At 69.4% G+C, this 14,286-nt stretch carries 14 protein-coding genes; 3 read left to right on the top strand and 11 right to left on the bottom strand.

Annotated elements, in window-relative coordinates; all coding sequences use genetic code 11:
* Positions 1-93: 93 nt before the first annotated feature.
* The 4 genes from ACH4F2_RS13215 to ACH4F2_RS13200 form a co-directional block, all read right to left on the bottom strand.
* Entirely contained in the window at positions 94-747 is a 654-nt protein-coding gene (locus tag ACH4F2_RS13215; protein ID WP_398132809.1) for a YceI family protein, read from the bottom strand.
* A 226-nt stretch (positions 748-973) separates the two neighbouring features.
* Positions 974-1,888: a YceI family protein gene (locus ACH4F2_RS13210; RefSeq protein ID WP_398132808.1), complete on the bottom strand. Its 915-nt coding sequence runs from the start codon at positions 1,886-1,888 to the stop codon at positions 974-976.
* Positions 1,889-2,275: 387 nt separating this feature from the next.
* Positions 2,276-3,142 (bottom strand): GNAT family N-acetyltransferase, encoded by an 867-nt coding sequence (locus ACH4F2_RS13205; protein WP_398132807.1) that lies wholly within the window; start codon positions 3,140-3,142, stop codon positions 2,276-2,278.
* A 61-nt stretch (positions 3,143-3,203) separates the two neighbouring features.
* The gene (locus ACH4F2_RS13200) at positions 3,204-4,001 is read right to left on the bottom strand and encodes an endonuclease/exonuclease/phosphatase family protein (protein WP_398132864.1); all 798 of its coding nucleotides are present in this window, start codon (positions 3,999-4,001) and stop codon (positions 3,204-3,206) included.
* Positions 4,002-4,258: 257 nt separating this feature from the next.
* Between ACH4F2_RS13200 and ACH4F2_RS13195 the strand changes: the two genes are divergently transcribed.
* Complete coding sequence (locus tag ACH4F2_RS13195) at positions 4,259-5,077, top strand: siderophore-interacting protein (RefSeq protein ID WP_398132806.1); 819 nt, start codon at positions 4,259-4,261, stop codon at positions 5,075-5,077.
* A gap of 80 nt (positions 5,078-5,157) precedes the next feature.
* Here the strand turns inward: ACH4F2_RS13195 and ACH4F2_RS13190 are convergent, their stop codons facing one another.
* The 3 genes from ACH4F2_RS13190 to ACH4F2_RS13180 all read right to left on the bottom strand — a co-directional run bounded on the left by ACH4F2_RS13190 (position 5,158) and on the right by ACH4F2_RS13180 (position 7,888).
* Positions 5,158-5,550, bottom strand: a complete 393-nt coding sequence (locus tag ACH4F2_RS13190; RefSeq protein ID WP_398132805.1) for a VOC family protein — start codon at positions 5,548-5,550, stop codon at positions 5,158-5,160.
* A 10-nt stretch (positions 5,551-5,560) separates the two neighbouring features.
* Positions 5,561-5,848 (bottom strand): ArsR/SmtB family transcription factor, encoded by a 288-nt coding sequence (locus ACH4F2_RS13185; RefSeq protein ID WP_398132804.1) that lies wholly within the window; start codon positions 5,846-5,848, stop codon positions 5,561-5,563.
* 189 nt (positions 5,849-6,037) lie between these two features.
* A complete protein-coding gene (locus ACH4F2_RS13180) occupies positions 6,038-7,888 on the bottom strand; it encodes an AMP-binding protein (RefSeq protein WP_398132803.1) in 1,851 nt (616 codons plus the stop codon).
* Positions 7,889-8,155: 267 nt separating this feature from the next.
* On the opposite strand from ACH4F2_RS13180, the gene ACH4F2_RS13175 reads away from it, so the two are divergent.
* Together ACH4F2_RS13175 and ACH4F2_RS13170 are read left to right on the top strand one after the other, a co-directional pair.
* Complete coding sequence (locus tag ACH4F2_RS13175) at positions 8,156-8,998, top strand: alpha/beta fold hydrolase (protein WP_398132802.1); 843 nt, start codon at positions 8,156-8,158, stop codon at positions 8,996-8,998.
* Positions 8,973-10,259 (top strand): hypothetical protein, encoded by a 1,287-nt coding sequence (locus ACH4F2_RS13170; protein ID WP_398132801.1) that lies wholly within the window; start codon positions 8,973-8,975, stop codon positions 10,257-10,259. Before ACH4F2_RS13175 ends, ACH4F2_RS13170 begins: the two co-directional genes overlap by 26 nt.
* 387 nt (positions 10,260-10,646) lie before the next feature.
* On the opposite strand, the gene ACH4F2_RS13165 is transcribed toward ACH4F2_RS13170, so the two are convergent.
* The 4 genes from ACH4F2_RS13165 to ACH4F2_RS13150 are packed head-to-tail and all read right to left on the bottom strand — an operon-like array spanning position 10,647 to position 14,060.
* Positions 10,647-11,660 carry a DUF2891 domain-containing protein gene (locus tag ACH4F2_RS13165; protein ID WP_398132800.1) on the bottom strand — a complete coding sequence of 338 codons (1,014 nt, stop codon included), beginning with the start codon at positions 11,658-11,660 and terminating at the stop codon, positions 10,647-10,649.
* Entirely contained in the window at positions 11,660-12,310 is a 651-nt protein-coding gene (pcp, locus tag ACH4F2_RS13160) for a pyroglutamyl-peptidase I (protein ID WP_398132799.1), read from the bottom strand. The genes ACH4F2_RS13165 and pcp overlap by 1 nt, the downstream gene beginning before the upstream one ends.
* A gap of 59 nt (positions 12,311-12,369) precedes the next feature.
* Complete coding sequence (locus tag ACH4F2_RS13155; RefSeq protein WP_398132798.1) at positions 12,370-13,344, bottom strand: DUF979 domain-containing protein; 975 nt, start codon at positions 13,342-13,344, stop codon at positions 12,370-12,372.
* The gene (locus tag ACH4F2_RS13150; protein ID WP_398132797.1) at positions 13,341-14,060 is read right to left on the bottom strand and encodes a DUF969 domain-containing protein; all 720 of its coding nucleotides are present in this window, start codon (positions 14,058-14,060) and stop codon (positions 13,341-13,343) included. The genes ACH4F2_RS13155 and ACH4F2_RS13150 overlap by 4 nt, the downstream gene beginning before the upstream one ends.
* Between the last annotated feature and the right edge of the window lie 226 nt (positions 14,061-14,286).

Below are 14,286 nucleotides of genomic sequence, written 5' to 3'. Positions count from 1 at the left end.
GCGGGTACGGAGAGTGGGCACAGGTGCGGTTCGGCGCCGACCGCTCGGCCACGGCACTACGGCCTCGCGGCCCGAGCGGCCCACCAGCGCCCTCTACGGCGTCGACCGGACCGCGGAGATGTCGAACTGCAGTCGGACCTTCTCGCTCACCATCGTGCCGCCCGCCTTCAAGCGCTGGTTGTAGACCAGGCCCCACTCCGTGCGGTCGATGGTGGTGGTGCCGTCGAAGCCGGCCCGCTCGAAGCCGAACGGGTCCAGGACCGAGCCGAGGTAGTCGAGTTGCAGGTCGACGGGCCGGGTGACGCCGCGGATGGTCAGATCCCCGGTCATACGGAAGCTCTCTCCGCCCTCGTGGAGGGTGGAGGTGCTGCGAAAGGTCATCTCCGGGTAGCGGCGCGCGTCGAAGAAGTCACGGCCGACGAGGTGCGCGTCCCGTTGTTCCACGCCCGTGTCGACGCTGGCGACCCGGATGACGAGTTCGGCCCGCGACTGTGCGGGCCGGGCTCCGTCGAAGTACAACGTGCTGTCGTAGTCGGCGAAGGATCCCCGCACCGTTGTGACCATCGCGTGCCGCACGGAGAATCCGATGCGGCTGTGCGGTCGGTCGATGGTCCATCGCCCGGTCAGCGCGCGAAGTGCCGGGGCGAGCGCGACACCCCGGGTCGCGGCCTCCGCGACGGTGGTACCGGTGTCGTCGGCCGGGGCCGGCTCGAGGACGTCGGTCTGGCGACGGCTGAAGATACCCATGATCGTGAGACCTTTCCCATCTGATCGCTCCGTGCTGTCACGGTGTCGCCGGGCAGGCCCGGCGAGACGGGTGGCCTCGTCCGGCTTCCACGCGGTCGACTGCGAAGCTGCACAAGATCAACATGATGTGGGGGTGCGCGGCCGGATGAGCCCCGGTCCGCACCCCTCGACGGCCTGAAGACACCTGACGGGCCGCAGCCCACGTCAGGCGTCTCCCTTCGAGGGCCTAGTCCGGGGGCGTGGGCGTGTCGTGGGTGCGGTACATCGCCTGTACGTCCAGTTCCAGTTGGACGGTGGGTCCGACGACTGCGATACCGCGGGCCAGCATGGAACGCCAGTTGAGGGTGAAGTCCTCCCGGTGGAGTTCCGCCTTCGCGAGCGCCGCGCAGCGCAGTTCCTGGTCGTAGCCTCCGTTGACCGTCCCGAGATAGGTCGTGTCGAGGCCGACGGAGCGGCTGGTGCCGTGCATGGTCAGCGTGCCGTGCAGGGTCCACTTGGAGCCGCCGCGGTGGGCGAACCGGGTGCTGGTGAAGTCGATGTACGGGTAGCGTTCCGCGTCCAGGAAGTCGGCGGAACGCAGGTGGTTGTCACGGGTGTTGTTGCCCGTGGTGATGCTGGCGGCGTCGATGCGCACCGAGACGTGCGAGTCGGCCATGTTCGGTGCGACGCGGATACCACCCTGGAAGCGGGTGAACCGGCCATGGACGTGGGCCATGCCCACGTGCTTGGCGATGAACCGGATCGCGGTGTGCGGAGGGTCGAACAGCCAGGTTCCGGCTGTCGGAAGTTCCAGCCGGCGGGCGGGCGTGAGCGTGATACGCACCGGGGGCAGGGCCACACCGGCGGCGATGTCGACGTTCTCGCGGGCGGGTGACAGGCTCTCCGCCACGGTCATCACGCTGTAGGCGCCCGGTGGCAGCGTCGCGATGAAGTAGCCGTGAGGGTCCGTGGTGCCACGCGTCACCACCCGGTGGCTGTCCAGCGAGGTCACGGTGACGTCGGCTCCGCCTATGGGCTGCCCCATGGAATCGACGACCTCGAAGCCGAAGGCCCCTGCATCGGGCGGCAGGGGGACCGAGATGCTCGGTCCGGCACCGGAGGTGCCGCGGGAACGCCGACGGCGGAGCAGCCCGAGGGCCATGGAGTTCACCTTTCCTCACATGCGTCACCGTCGCGCGACCCGCTCGGCCAGTTACGTTCGCGGTCGCCAAGTTCCGTCGAATTCAGGAGGACGGGCGCGGAGACAGTAGTTCGTTGACGATCATAAAGCCGTCCGCCTACAGGTAGCTCGCCCCGGCATCCGGGCTGCCCAGACCTTGCGGCGGCCGATGTGGGGTCGCAAATCAGTACATCGACCGGCCATAACGCCACACCTCGACTTCCCTGCTTTGCAGCAATGCCGTGGTGAAGGACACGGAAGGAGACCACTATGTTCACCAGCGGTCTGCGACTTCATCACGGACCCGACACAGACGAACGGGCGGGCATCACTTCCCGGCCGACGGCGGTCGATCACTGGCACAGGACGCTAGGCGTCCCGGTATCGGTCCCGGAGCTCGGGAAGTTGCCGGAATCCGGCTGACTTGTAGGTGGCGACGGCGCCGACGTTGGAGCTCGGGGTGCAGACGAGCGCGCTGGAGGAGCCCTGTTCCCGGAGTGCGGCTGCCGCGGCGACGGTGATGGCCTCTCCGTAGCCTTGACGACGGTGTTCTGGGTGTACTCCCATCGGTTCGAGCAACCCGGGCCTGCCGGGGCCGGCCGACCAGACCGTCACCGCTGCCACCGCGTCGCCTCGGTTGTCGTACGCGACGAGACACCGGGCGTCGGCGTACGGCAAGCCGGCCGCCATCGCGTGCCAGTGCTCGTCCGTGAACGCCGACCCGTCGAACGCTGCCCGATGGACGGCGGTGAACTCGTGCGCCCGCTCCGGCCCCACCACCTCGATCCGCACGGCTGGATCCCTCACCGGCTTCGTCAGGTCTCGGCGCAGCGGTGTCCATGGCTCGTCGGCGTTCCAGCCGTCCTCGAGCAGCAGATCCTGGAGCAGTGCGCCCAACGGTGCCTCGATGTTCACCCTTCCCTCGGGCAGCACGCCGCGCTCCGGCCGGGTCACGTCCTCGACCAACTGCCGCGCCAGTTCCTCGTCCAGCTGAGCGTCCGGTGCGATCGTCAGCCGGAGCAGCCCCGGACCGTCCAGCAGCCCGACGGCGAGGATCTGTCCGTCCCGGCTCCACGTCCGGACCGCCGCGGCCGTTGCTTCCGGACCCGACCGCCAGAACCATCCCAGGTCCCCCGGATGCAGTTGCATCGGCGCCCCCTCGTACTGCCATTCGCGCAGCACGCCCACAGTCCCGCTCAGTCCGTCGACTTTCGGCTTGCCCGACACAATCGCCATACCCTCGATGACACACCACGGCGCAGGCGGTCCGCACCCGGTTTCGGCCACCGCTTGCCGGTCACGACTCCAGGTCGGTGTGGAGCAGGTGGTGGTCCGAGTACGGGGTGGGTTGCACGCGGTGCTCGAGCGGGGCGAAGCCTCGCAGGAATATGTAGTCGAACTTGCTCTGCCAGTCGGTGGTCGGCTTGCAGGTGCCGACGGGCGAGGGACGGCACTGAGGGTCAGTGTCCGCGGCCAGCGCCCATATCCTGCCGAGTTCGGGGGCGTCCGGCACGGCGTTGAAGTCACCGAGAACGACTGCGCGGTCGTACCGGGCGACATCTGCGGCGAGTACACCGGACTGGTCCGCTCGGACCGCTTCTTGACGTCGGTGGGCGAGGTGTGTGTTGAAGACGCGGACGGACTGGCCGCCCACCGTGGTGGTGACTGCCATGTACCCACGGTCTTCGGATCCGCCGTCGGGGTATTCCACGTTGACGGGGTCCGTCATCGGTGCTGCCGAGAGGACGGCCTGGCCGAAGGCCCCCGGATTCCAGGGCACTCCCCCGCAGCGGCCGCGATGACGCAGCACCGCCCCGTACTCGACGTGGTAATCCAGCCCGTAGAGGCTCTTCAGGTAGCCCCGGATCCTCTCGACGTCACGCACGCACGCTTCCTGCAGGCCGACGACCTGGGGCGCGTACGTGGCGATCTCCGCTGCCCGGTCGGCATTGCTCACCTCGCAAGGGTTGCAGATGTTCCACGTCATGACCCGGTTCGGTACGACGTCCCTGACGGCATCGACGGGCAGTGACCTGGCCGGGATAACACCGCTCGGCGCGCTGGCCCCGACGAGCACCATGCAGGCCAGGGTCATGGCGCCCGCGAGCAACCGCGTGCCCCTTCCGAGCACCGTCGCCTCCTCAATGTGGATACAGATGCGTCTGACGTCTCCGTGCACAAGGTTATGGGACGCGGTTGTCGGCAACGCGTGCTTCTGCCCAGTCACTGGGCTCGCCGCCCCGCGGCCGCCCGAGTGGAGTCACGTCGACGACGAGGGACGGCGGGTGCGTCCACGCCCCTTCAGGGGCCAGGAGGGTGATACGACGTTCAACTTAGGTTAGCCTGTCCTGCATGGCGAAGGTCCGTCGGCTCATGCCACAACACCCCAGGATGTTCCGCGCCCGCGTGGTGGGCACCGAACGTGTCTCCCCGTCCATGCAGCGTGTGACCGTCACCGGCACGGATCTTGCCGAGTTTCCATGGCTGGGGTACGACCACTGGTTCCGGCTGTTCTTCCAGCTCCCCCACCAACGCCGCCTCCTCCTCCCTGAGTTCAGCGGCTCCCAGTGGTGGCAGCCCTACCTCGCCATCCCCGAACGCGAACGGCCGCACTGCGCCAACTACTCCGTCGCCGACTTCCGTCAGCAGAAGGCGGAGCTGGACATCGACTTCGTCGTGCACCGCGGCCCCGGGGGCGACATCGAGGGCAGAGCCGCGATCTGGGCCTGCCGAGCCGCCGCGGGAGACGCCCTGGCGCTGCTCGACCAAGGCGTCCTGTTCGACTGCCCGCGCGACGCCTCCGAGGTCACCGTCGTGGCCGACGAGACCGGATTGCCCGCCGCGGCGGGCATTCTGCGCTCCCTGCCCAGCGGGACCGTCGGACGGCTCATCCAGGAGGTTCCCACCGCGGAGGACAGGCGCGCACTGAACGGACCGGCCGGAGTGACCGTCTCCTGGGTCGTGCGTCAGGACAGCACCTCCGTTCCCGGCGTCGCCGCACTCCGTGAGCTGCGACGGCTCTCCTGCGCCGACGCGACGGGATACGCCTTCGTAGTCGGCGAGTCGGCCCTGGCCACCGAGGGCCGCAGACATCTGCACCGTCTGGGGCTGCCGAAGGACCGCATCACCTTCTCGGGCTTCTGGAAGCACGAGAAGGCGCGGGCCGCCTGACCGGGGTTCCGACGGAGCAGGCCGGGGCCCGAGGCCTGCGACGTTCGGCGTACACGTCGAGGCCTGCCGTCTGCTGTCGCCTACTGCTCCTGTGTCGCGATCTGGATGAGGTTGCCGCAGGTGTCGTCGAAGACGGCGGTGGTGACGGGGCCCATCTCCAGCGGCTCCTGGGTGAAGCGAACGCCCAGCTGGAGCAGGCGCTCGTATTCCGCCGTCACGTCCTCGACGGCGAACTGGGCGAGCGGGATGCCGTCCCCGACGAGCGTGTCACGGTAGGTCTTGACGGCCGGGTGGCCGGCGGGCTCCAGGAGGAGTTGGGTGCCGCCGGGCTCGTCGGGCGAGACGACGGTCAGCCACCGGTCCTTCTCCCCCACCGGCACGTCGTGCTTCTTCACGAAGCCGAGAATCTCGGTGTAGAAGCGCAGAGCCTTGGCCTGGTCATCAACGAAGACGCTGGTCATATGGATCTTCATGGGTGCTCTCTTACGATCGGTGCGTGTCGGGCACGAGCCAGCGCTCGGTGATCTGCTGGAGCGGGGCTGTGTTCAGGTCGTGGAACTTGTATCGGCCCTCCCGCCTGGTCTCGACGAGCCCGGCGCCCTCCAGCACGGCGAGATGCTGGGAGACCGCCTGACGCGAGATGCCGAGCTGATGCTTCATGCTCAGTCTCGAGCAGATCTCGAACAGTGTCTGTCCGGATCTCTCCGCGAGCTCGTCGAGGATGGTCCGACGGGTGGGGTCGGCCAGGGCTTTGAACAGGTCGTCGGCCACGCCCACAGGATAGGCAAGCAGTCACTTGCCTATCAAGTCGAGGGGGTCACGGCAGCAGGCGTCACAGCCGCTCGACAGCGGCCTCGCGCGCCGCTCGGGCAGCGCAGCGTCGACACCGGCCCGGCCCATGGAACGCCTCGCCTCACTGCTGCGGGGCCGCAGGGACGACGCCGCACCGAAGCCGGGGCGTCAGCCTTCGGACTCCAGTCGAGACCTGATGTCCTCACGCAGCCGCATCTTGTCCGTCTTGCCGACCCCGGTCAGAGGAAGTGCCGGAACCTCGATGAGACGTTCGGGGAACTTGAACCGGGCCAGTCCACTGTCCTCCAGGTGCTTGCGCATCTCCCGCAGGGACGGCGCCCCGTCGTCGCCGCCCACGACGTACAGACAGACGGCTTCCCCCAGCACGCGATGCGGCATCGCGACGGCCGCGGCGGCCCGTACACAGGGGTGCGCCAGTACCAGCGCTTCCAGTTCGTCTGCCGCGATCTTCTCTCCTCCGCGGTTGATCACGTCTTTCAGGCGCCCGACCACCACGAAGTTCCCGGACGCATGGCGCCGGACGAGGTCACCGGTGCGGTAGTAGCCGTCGGGGGTGAACGACGCGGCTGCCACGTTGCCGTGGTACTCCGTGATGACGCCCGGGCCCCTGGCCAGGAGCTCGCCGGTTTCTCCGTCGGTGACCCGTCGGCCCTCGTCGTCCACCACGAGGGTTTCGTCGCCCGGCGAGGAGGGTCGCCCCTGCGTCGCGAACGCCACCTCGGGCGGGTCCTCGAGTCGGGTGAAGTTCAACAGACCCTCGCTCATGCCGTACACCTGCTGGATCCGGCAGTCGAAGGCCTCGGCCAGTCGGGTGGCCGTGGCTTCGTCCAAGCGCGCCCCACCGATCTGCAGCACCTGCAGACTCGACAGGTCATGACCGTTGAAGACGGCGTGGGCGGTGAGCCACTGCCGGGCGAGCGCGGGAGTGAGCGCGCAGTGTGTGACGCGTTCCCGCTCGATCAGCGCCAGGGCCGCGGCCGCGTCGTCCGGTGCCGCGAGCACCACCTTCCCGCCGCCGGCGAGGGTGCCGAGGATTCCCGGGGCGGAGAAGGCGAATGCGTGTGTCACCGGCAGGACGGCGAGGAACACGGATCGCGGTGTGAGTCCCGAGACCGCCGCCGAGGTGCGGATGACGTGTCCGAGCGCCTCGTGGGTGCGGGCGATGGGCTTGGGGGCGCCGGTGGTTCCGCTCGAGAGCAGGAAGAGGGCGGTGTCCGAGGGGTGTCGGACCACGCCCTCGGGAGCCGGACCGCCGGCCTCGAGGAGATCGCCCTCGATGAGATCGTCGAGGCTCACGTGGCCACCGGCCGGCCCCGTGATTCCCGAGACGAGCAACGTCCGCACGGACGGATGCCGCTCGCGGAGCCTTCCGGCGAGCCGGAGGTGGTCGAAGCGCTGGTGCCGGGCCGGAACGGCCAGCACCGTCGGCTTCAACGCGGTGAGGACCGAGTCGAGTTCGTGTTCGCGCAGGGCCGGGAGGACGAGAGCCGGGCGCGCACCGAGCCTGATCAGCGCGAGTACGAGGATGACGATCTGGGCCTGGTTCGGTAGCTGCACGAGTACGGTCTCGCCGGGCCGGACGCCGGTGTGCGCCAGCTTCGCAGCACAGCCGGAGACCGCCGCTCGGAGCTCGGCCCTGGTGAAAGCGCGGTCTTCGCCGGCCAGCGCCGCACCGTGACCCGCGTGCACACGGGTGCTCAGCACCAGGTCGTCGAGGAACTCCGGGCGCCACCAGCCACGGTCTCGGTACTCCCTGTGGGCCCCCGCCGCGCCAGGAAGGTGTTCGCCGACGATGTCGGCGAGTTGCCGCAAGGTGTAGTCGTGCTCGGTCCACAGATCGACCCGTGTGGCGAACCGTTCGGCCAGCTCCACCTGGAGCTGCGTGAGGTCGACGGAGTCGAGCCCGAGCTGTGTACGCAGCTGTGCGTCGTCACGCAGCAGCTCTTCCTCGATCCCCAGGTCACGGAGAATCTTCCGCACTTCTTCGATGCCCGTCACCCGGGCCTCCTTGCCTCGAGGCACATCGCTGCGACGCGAGCGCGTCGCACAGTCCGTCGTCGGTCGGTGGGCGGCCTCCGACGAGGTGGACGACACGGTCGGTATGCCCGGTGCGTGTCGCCACCAGACCGGCGCGTGGGAGCAGTGGGAGGCGTATGCGGCCGCGGAAGCGTGACGCGTGGGCATGGCGAGCTCCCGTACGCCCTGCACCGTACGGGTTCACCGTGACACGCTGTGTTGCCACACCGACTGTGCCATTGGAGCGTGATGAACCAACCGAACAGTGGGACGCTCGCGGTGCCGGGCGCGAGAATCTATTACGAAGTCAGAGGTACAGGACCCTTCCTGCTGCTCATCGGGGGAGGAAACTCCGACGCGGCCGTGTACAAGCGCTTGGCTTCCGTCCTGGCTGACGGCCATCGTGTCATCACCTATGATCCGCGCGGGAATTCACGCAGCGTGCTCGACGGCCCTCCCGTGGACCAGAGTGTCGAGGAGCACGCCGACGACGCGTACCGGCTGATCGAACACCTCGCCGGTCCGCATGAGCGCGTGTGCGTCTTCGGAAGCTGCTCGGGCGGGCTCATAGCGCTGGAACTCACGATCCGCCATCCGGACAGAATCCGGCTGACCGTGGCCCACGAACCGCCTGTTCTCAGCATCCTTCCCGACGCCGGCCGGCACTTGGCACTTCTCGATGACGTCTGCCGGACGTACCGCAGTGAGGGCATGGCACCGGCCCTGGTCAAGCTGCAGGCCCTCCACGGTGGCCGGCCCGCGCCGGCCCTCCCGGAAGTGCACAACAACACCGACTTCTTCCTGACCCACTTCGTCCAGCCCTTCACGCGCTTCGTGCCCGATCCCACGGCGCTCGAAGAGGTGGCACACAAGGTGGTGTGGGCCGGTGGACACGCCTCGCGGGGGGACCTCGTGCACCGCCCCGCGCTCGTCCTCGCCGCGCGGGTCGGCCGCGAACTGGAATTGTTCCCCGGCGGGCACGTCGGCTACGCGAGATATCCGGCCGACTTCGCCGAGCGGCTCGTCGAGGTCCTCACCGCCGCATCCGGGGCGGCGGACCGTCCGCATGGGACCACCGGCGGAAGGCTGTGACGTGCGGATCGTGATGGGGGCGCAGACCTGCGGCTTCGGTCCGGCCTCCGAGCTCGTCGCGGTTTCCCGGCAACTTCCCGAGCACGAGCGGGTGTTCGTGGGCGACGGCGTCTCCGCCGTCTTCGCCCGCCGGAACCCCGATGCCTTCGACCACGTGTACGACACCAGCGGGATGCCGGAGCAGGCCGCGGCGGCGGTGATCGACGATCTGCTGCGGGGCTGCGATCACGTGGTCTCCGTCATGGACGCCGATTTGGTGGTCCGGTCGGTCGTGGCACGGCGGCCCGTGACCATGGTGGACACCCTGTTCAGTTTCTGGCGGCTCGCACACCCGCCGGCCAGGATCCATGAACTATGCCTGTCCATGCCACGCTCCTGCTTCGCTTCCGCCGACCGTCACCTGACGCCTCTTTCGCCGCACGAACGCGTTGTCGCGGCTCATCTGCTCGCCACGCACAGCGTCGTGCAGAACTTCCCCGGCGTCGCCGAGCGCGCGGCCGAGCTCGCCGCTGTGGCCACCGGTCCCGAGATGCACCGGACCGGCTCGATCGTCGACGTCGAAGGGCTCCGGAACGCCGTGCACACCATCGAGCCGGAGTACGACCTGCTGCTCAACATCGGCGGGTTCAAGAACTTCTTCCTGGACTTCGACGTGAACAACGACTATGTGCTCCTGCTGCGCCGGTGGATACCGGACCTGCTGCGTGACTGGCCCCGCTTCCGCCGTGTCCTCGTCTGCGGGGGCCCGTTCGGGAGGGGCCGGGAGCGGACCGTCACGGTCGGGCGCAGGCAGGCCGACTGCTGTCTCCTGCGCCAGCGCGACCTGCTCCAGGTCGCGGCGAGTACGGCGGACTACCTGCTGGCTCCCGGGCTGACGGCGCTCCACGAAGCGATCGCCCTGGGGCGGCTGCCCCTGGCCATCCACGAGCAGCACTACGCCCACGTCTTCACCATGCGCGCACTGCACGGCACACTCTTCGGACGCAGCGGCGGCCGATTCACGGACGTGGTGCCGTCTCACGACTTGCCGGAGGACGACTTCGCCGGGACTGTGGCCCTCGCCGAGCTGGCAGGCCGCATCCGGGAAGACGACGGGCTCTACGCGAAGTACCGGCGAACCTTCAACGAACGCATCGAGCAGTACGTCTCACTCACCGCGCCTCAACGCCGCCAGGGCGTCGAGGAGCTCGGCAGGCTGCTCGAAGGGGAGCCGGTCCACTCGGTCCTGACCCGCGTCCTGAACACCTCGCACGCCACGTAGCGCTCAGCGGACCTCTCGCTCCACGGGGTGCTCGCCGGAACGGACCGTCCGGGACCCGTGCGCTCTTTCCGGGGCAGCGGACCCGACACGGGCGAGGCAGGCCGCAGGCACCGTCCGAGCCGGCCACCGCTTGTGGGCCTCCCCTCCGCGGAAGGCCCCGCAAGCGATATGCCGGCGTCGTCTCAGCCCTCTTCGGGAACCTCCGTCTCCCCGACCAGGAACCAGTTCTCCTGCGGGACCAGTCGAACCACAGGCACTCGGGCTCACCGCGGGTCGCCTCGGTGAAGGTGCGGGTGATGTCGGGCCGGGCGGCGGCGTACTCGGGGCTGTCCGATGACAGCGAACCGGGTCGCCCGAAGTCTGCCGCCGTCGCCGACGGCGGCTCGTTCAGCCGCCGGCGACGGGGTCGAGAGCCAGCGCGGCGAAGGTCGCCAGCCAGTGGTCGGTGGTGAAGTCGCCGCGTTCCACCGCCGGCAGGCCCGCCGAGAGGTGTGCCCCGGCCGCTGCGTCCAGGCGGCTGCGGACCGGTCCGTCGGGCAGGGCGTCCGCGAGGGAGCGCAACGCGGCCGCCCTGCTGAGAGACAGGCCGAGCAGATGACCGATCTGCGGGTCGGCGTGGTCGGAGACGACCGGTACGTCCAGCAGCGGGCAGGGGTCACCGGAGCTCAGCGCGGGCAGGAAGCGGTCGAGCCATGCCGCGAACCTCTCCTTCGGGAGCACCCTGCGCACCGCGTCGGCCTCGGTCAGCGCCGGGGACAGGAAGTCCTGTCCCGACGGTTCCCAGTGCGCGGGCGCGTCGTGGTCGTCGGCGAACCAGGCCAGCAGGCGTTCCCTTACGGCTCGGTCGGTCGCGGCCGACAGTTCTCCCGAGTCGAGTACGAGGCTCAGCGCGAAGGCGCTGTTGGGGTGGTTGCCGTGGCGTACGGGATACGTGGCCTTGGGCAGCCAGTCGGCCAGCAGGTGGTCGACGGTGGCGACGGCCGGCCTCAGCGCCTCGGCCCAGCGGGCGCCCGCCGCGTCCGGGACGGCCCGGCACTCGGCGGCGAGCGCGAGCAGCCACGCCCAGCCGTAGGGCCGCTCGAAGGAGGGCCGGTCACGGAGGTAGGCGGCTTCGGCGGCGAGGTTGTCGGGGGTGAGGTGCCGGTCGAGTACGTCGACGGCCGTCCCGGTGTCCGGCAGTGCCGGCGTGCCGCCGTGGCGGCGGAGCAGACGGACGAGCAGCCAGTGCATGTGGACCGAGGAGTGCCAGTCGTAGGCGCCGTAGAAGGCGGGATGCAGGGAGCGGGGTTCCAGGCTCTCGTCCGGTGAGCTGATCAGGTGCGCGGGGAAGTTGGGGTACTCGCGGGTGATGTTGGCGAGGGCGAGCCCGGCGAAGGGGGCCGCGTAGGCGCTGAGCGGCATCAGTGGGTGGCTCCTTCGGAGATCTTCAGGTCCCGCTCCGCCGGTGTGCGGGCGGCGGTGGCCAGCAGGGCGCGCAGGCCGTGGGCGACGGTGGCGGGTGGCAGGGACGGCGCGGTGCCGTCGGTGACCTGTTCCGGCGCCCAGGGCACGTGCGCGAAACCGCCGCGTATGTGCGGGAACTCGGTGGCGATGAGGTGGCCGAGGCCGTAGGCGACGTGGTTGCAGACGAACGTGCCCGCCGTGTTGGAGACGGCGGCCGGGACGCCCGCCTCGCGCATCGCGGCGACACAGGCCTTGACGGGGAGGGTGGAGAAGTAGGCGGCGGGACCGTCCGGGACCACGGGTTCGTCGATGGGCTGCTGTCCGGCGTTGTCCGGGATGCGTGCGTCGTCGACGTTGAGGCCGACGCGCTCGACGGTGACTCCGGGGCGTCCACCCGCCTGTCCCAGGCAGAGCACCAGGTCGGGGGCGTGTGAGCGGACGGCGTCGCGCAGGATGTCGAGGGACGCGCCGAAGACGCAGGGCAGTTCCGCCGCGGCGACCGTGAGCCCGGCGGGCGGTTCGGCGGCCACCAGGGACGCCGCCTGCCAGGACGGGTTGACGCTCTCGCCGCCGAAGGGCGCGAAGCCGGTGATGAGGACACGGGTCATGGACATTCCTTGCGGGTCGGACGGGCGCCGGTTCGGAGGGAGGGGCCGAGGCGGGCGGCTCAGAAGGCGAAGAGCGACATGATGACGGTGCAGCAGACGAGGAGCGCGACGCCCGTCGGCAGCTGTGCCTTGATCGGCCCGTACTGGTCCTTGAGTTCGAGCAGCGTGGCCGGGACGATGTTGAAGTTGGCGGCCATCGGCGTGCAGAGCGTGCCGGCGAAACCGGCGAGCATGCCGATCGCGAGGACTGCGGGCTCGTTGCCGTGCATCTGCTGGATGAGCACGGGCCAGCCGATCGCGGCGGTCATCACGGGGAACGCGGCGAAGGCGTTGCCCATGATGACGGTGAACAGGAACATGCCGACGCAGTACGCGATCACCGCGAGGTACTTGGAGTCGTCCGGCAGGACGTCGTTCACGATCCTGCCGACCTGGTCGCCCACTCCCGCGGCGGCGAAGATCGAACCGAGCACGGCCAGGAGCTGGGGCAGCAGCAGGGCGGAGCCCATCGCCTCCAGCATGGAGCGGCCGGAGTGGAGCGGGACGGAGACCTTCTTCTCGCCGGTGATCAGCATGCCGACGACGAGCGCGGCGACGCATCCGAGACCGAGTCCGAGGAGCGTGGCCTTGCCCGTCTCGAACAGGCCGGACTCGTCCAGCACGGAGGCGCAGACGATGGCGACGAGCGGGATGGTGAGGGCGGGGATGAAGATCCTGCTGCCGAGCCGGGCGGCGGAGGCCTCGCGCTGACCTGCGGTGGTGGTGACCGGGACGCCCTTGCCGAGAAAGTTGAATCCCGCGAGCACGATCAGGGTCAGGACGGCGACGCCGAGCGGTTCCGCGGGCAGGGTCCAGCCGCCGTTGCCGGCCGTGGCGTTGGCGACACCGGTGCCGTAGGGGAAGGTGAGCCCGAGCAGGCCCCAGAACGCGGCGGACGTCCACCGCTTGTGGTTGCTGCGGTCGGCGGCCATCTGCACGGCCATGACGATGAAGACGAGGCCTATCAGCCAGTAGAGCCATTCGACCTTGATCACTTGTCGGCCCCCTCGGGAAGCGGCAGGTCGTGCTCGGCGGCGGCGAGCGCCATCTCGCGCTCCAGTTGCTTGTCCATGAGCAGCAGCCGGGCGCCGTGGATGACGAAGGCGCAGACCGCGAGCGGGATCGCCCACAGGGCCAGCTGGGTCGGTTCGATCTCCTGGTGGTACGTGGAGTTCACGAAGCCGGTGATCAGCAGGATGGAGCCGATGGCGATGAAGCAGTCCTCGCCGAAGAAGACGCCCACGGTGTCGGCCGACGCCGAGTAGGAGCGCACCTTCTCACGCAGGCGGTCGGGCAGCTTGGCCCCCGTGGAGCGTTCGGCGGCGGCCTCGGCCATGGGCGCCACCAGGGGCCGCACGGTCTGCGCCGGGCCGCCGATGCTGTTCAGGCCGAAGGCCGCGGTGACCTGGCGGACCAGCAGGTAGACGGTGAGGAAGCGGCCGGCACTGAGTCTGCCCAGGCGGCCGATGAGGTTGCGGGCCTGTTCGCGCAGGCCGTAGCGCTCGAGCAGCCCGATCACGGGGAGCACGATGGCATAGACGGTGACCGAGCGGCTGTCGGCGAAGGACCGGCCGAAGGCCGCGAGGACCTCCAGCGGGTTCATCTTGCCGAGCAGTCCGGTGACGATACCGGCGACGCCCACCACGAGGACGGGGTTGCGGCGCGTGACGAATCCGAGGATCACCACGACCACACCGAGGAGAACGATCATTCGGTGGCCTTCTTCAGGCATGAGGGGGCAGGGCACGGATCCGGGAGCTTCGGAGCCGTGGCTTCATCGGTCCTCGGACCATAGCTCCAGATACGTGGCAGATGCACGGACCCTAGCGATCGTTGAACGATCTAACAAGAGGTGAATCTCGCACCGCCCGCCACACCCGCCCGCCACATCCGCCCGTCGCACCCACCCACCACACCCGCCAGTCACACCCACCCGT

Origin of the sequence: Streptomyces sp. NPDC017890 (assembly GCF_044328675.1) — a bacterium.
Taxonomy (GTDB): Bacteria; Actinomycetota; Actinomycetes; order Streptomycetales; family Streptomycetaceae; genus Streptomyces.
The sequence above is the reverse complement of the archived record's forward strand: the minus strand, read 5'-3'. Positions and strand labels throughout refer to the sequence as shown.